Source organism: Mesorhizobium sp. P2_F8 (assembly GCF_056403655.1).
Window position 1 is genome coordinate 1 of sequence record NZ_JBFUFB010000071.1, and the last position, 2809, is coordinate 2809.

Here is a 2809-nt window from a genome sequence, read left to right on the forward strand (position 1 = left end):
TCATCCCAGCGTGTACGGGATGGGACAATATACGCGAGATGTCGCTCGTAGGTGGTATCCCCACAGGGGATTCTGTAATTCTTGATCTCATGGGCGAGTTCGTAGGGAACCAACCTTCCGCCCGAGATGCCTTCGGTGTAGTCGCCAGCGATGTGCGTACCGGTGGACCGGCCGCAGTTGGAAGAAAAAGATTAATAGGCGGATTTTAAGCAAAACTATTGTCCGGCGCCGAGGAGCGCATCAGGCTCGCTGACGCGGGTACGGATGACACAATTACGCAACTTTTGTGCTCTTGACCCCAGCCTTGCTCAAGAGATTGTAAAGCGTTGCAATCTTAGTCCGCTCGCCACGACGCTTACAATACGTAAAGACAACGCGTTGCTTGGCGCGAGTGAACGCAACGAAGAATCCGGCCGTAGCTTCGATCTGGTCGCCGGCAAAGCTCCACCATGCACCATCATCGAGTGCCACGAAGATGACGGTGTGATACTCTAAGCCCTTGCTCTTATGAATCGTCATCAGCGGGACCGCATGAATGCCCTCATAGGCGTCCAGCGCGGACGCCCAATCTACATCATTCGTAGACGACACCAGCAGATGCTCCGCTGCTGAATCCAGCACCTTGTCGAGCCAACCGCCTTGTCCGTAAGCTGGATTAACAGCGATCAGCCGTTCTCGACCTATGAACGCCAGAACGTCATCAATGAGAGATCGCGCCAGCGTCTTCGATTTTGGCGGATTGGAATGGATCGCGCTGAGTTTGATCGCATATGCGTCCAGTTCGCGAGCCAGTTTAGCCTGCGCAGCCTCTTCATCAGGCGCGACGCCACGAAGTGCGGCAAGCGCCTCCTGGCAGTCCGTCCAGTACCGACCGGCGCGCTTGGTCATGGCAAGGCGCAAAATGGCTATGAGCAGTTCAGATGCTTCTTCCGCCAGCAGTTCTTGCAGCATGACCGTGCCAGCGGTGCCCGCCTCATTACGCAGCGGAATACCCGCATCCGTGAAAGCTGATTCGAGGATAGCCGCGTAGTCAGCAGCCTTCTGACGCACAAGTAGAACGAAATCGCGCGGTCCGAGTTTGTGGGTCTTCATCTCGGCGGCGACGAATGCAGCCAGGCGATGCGCCTCGATTTCTGGCGTTGAGAAATCCCAGATCGCGCAACTGTCGCCAGCGATCGTCCCCGCGGTCTTCGATACCGGCGCTACGGCGCGGGCGTCTAGAGCTTGGGCTAGAACATGCTGGATACGCACCAGCTCGGGCGACGAGCGATAGTTGTTGTAGAGTGGCGTTCGCTTCGCGCCGAAGTCGGCGTCGAAAGCGGTGAATGGATCGTCCATTGCCATCGCCCAGCGCATGATCTGCTGTTTGTTGTCGCCAACGGCCGTAATCACCGTGTCGGTGCCGAGGAAGATCGTGCGAACCAGATCATATTGGATCTGGGTCGTATCCTGGAACTCGTCCATAAGCAGGTGGGAATAGGTCAGTCGAAGCGCGTCGCGCGCCATCGGATTGACGCGCAACAGGAGTTCAGCGAGCCGCCCGATCATCGGGAACGACAGGACGCTCTTCTTGCCTCCGTGAAGCGACGTTTGCCAGAAGCGATCTGCCGCCCATTGAGCCGGCGTCGGATTTGACCAGCCGTCCAACGGGAGCGGCGACCCCACCAATTGACGGCGCTCAAAAGCCTTCACCGCTATCGTCTGAATGTCGGCATAGGTGCCGACCGATGCCGGTGGCGTGCCGACCTGCTGATACAGAAAGTCGCGATAATCCCGGTCATTGGGAAACATGATTTCGTAGTCAGGCCGTGGCCGCCAGCGGTCGGGCAGCGCCTGACCAAAGCGGTCGATTAACCCCTTCGCAAAGGCATCGAACGTCATGGAATCGAAGCGTCCGGCATGATTGCGATGGCAGCGCTGGCGGACCCGCGCCGCGAGGTTGGTCGCAGCGTCTCGCTTGAAGCTGATCGCGAGAATACGCCTCGGCGCAGGTGCGGTGCCCGTCTGGAATAGAAAGGCGGCGCGTTGCGCTAGCAACTCGGTCTTGCCCGCGCCGGGGCCAGCAATGACGGATCGATTGTCTGCCGAGCGGACGACCTTCAATGCGTTCGCTTCAAGCGCTTCCACGCCCACCGGCTTCCAATCATCCGAGCGAACCCGTCGCGACAGTACCGCCATGGCTAGTCCCGCCGCAGCGACTTGGCGATGTGCTTGAGGACCTCGGCCAGAACCGAAGGCATCTTCTCGGCCAGGTCCTTTTTCTTGATGTGGGTCAGGGCCGCGAGGTGCGTCGCCGGCTTACTGTTGGTAAGGAAGTGATAGCGATAGGCCGGAAGAAGCGCCGGATAGTCCTTGAATGGGCCAGTGTAGAGCGTGAGCCCTGGCCCCGCCGTCCCCAGAACCACTTCCGCCGCCTTATCGGCGGCCATCTTCGGACCGCCGCTTTTCGGAACGATCGCCTTATACGCGTCGGGGAAGGCTTCCAACATGGCCAGATCAAGGTCGAGCGGTGCCGAGAAATAGACGTCATGCGGCTTAAGGCTATCGACCCAAGCTCTGAGGTTCTTGCGGTCTTCCGCATCCTGCCATGTGTGCATCGCCGCGAAGTCGGTGTCTGACAAGATGCCTTTGTCGATCTTCAGGAGTGTGGCTTTTGGCACACCGAATTCGATGAGCTTCTCGATTGCCGTCTTCACCCGGCCAAAGCCACCACCATTACGACCCAGATCGAGATCCAGGAGGGTTGCGTGCGGAATACCCAGATGTTTCAGCAACCGCCAGAAATGCTGCACATGCCGCCCGCCCAATG

General features: G+C 58.8%; 2 protein-coding genes. Both read right to left on the reverse strand.

Going from position 1 to position 2809, the window contains the following annotated elements; all coding sequences use genetic code 11:
• Positions 1-273: 273 nt before the first annotated feature.
• Positions 274-2178, reverse strand: coding sequence for a UvrD-helicase domain-containing protein (locus AC1DZP_RS35825; RefSeq protein WP_477309027.1), 1905 nt, complete (start codon positions 2176-2178; stop codon positions 274-276).
• Positions 2179-2180: 2 nt separating this feature from the next.
• Positions 2181-2809 (reverse strand): toprim domain-containing protein (locus AC1DZP_RS35830; RefSeq protein ID WP_477309029.1); only part of this gene is annotated, 629 nt, incomplete at its 5' end.

What these genes read in the sequence shown, in the direction of transcription:
- AC1DZP_RS35825 (WP_477309027.1), bottom strand. Translation starts at nt 2,178, where the DNA reads ATGGCGGTACTGTCGCGACGGGTTCGCTCGGATGATTGGAAGCCGGTG.